Annotated in this window: 1 protein-coding gene; it reads left to right on the plus strand. The window is 25.5% G+C overall.

Features of this window, described 5'->3' with window-relative positions:
- A partial coding sequence (locus AC23MB_RS14410; protein ID WP_487787661.1) for a WaaS/CpsH family glycosyltransferase occupies positions 1 to 270 on the plus strand: 270 nt, incomplete at its 5' end.
- Positions 271 to 330: the final 60 nt, after the last annotated feature.

Below are 330 nucleotides of genomic sequence, written 5' to 3' on the forward strand. Positions count from 1 at the left end.
AACTTTCGTCTCAATTTTATATTACAAGAGTTTGAAGAAAACAACAGCAAAAATACCAAGATAAATTACAATAAAAAAAGGATAACATTTATAGAAAATATCGAGTTGGTTAAAATCTCGGAAGTATTATTAGAATTTGTAGATCCAAGACCTGCAGGCTTGTCTATACGTTTTTTTGAAGGACTTTATTATAAAAAGAAAGTTATAACCGATAATGTTGATGTTAAAAAGTACGACTTTTATCACCCGAATAACATTTTCGTAATTTAGAATAATAACTATAATTTAATTCAAGATTTTGTAAAAAAATAATACGTCGATCTACAATAA

The organism is Soonwooa sp. T0.1_25 (genome assembly GCF_057652215.1).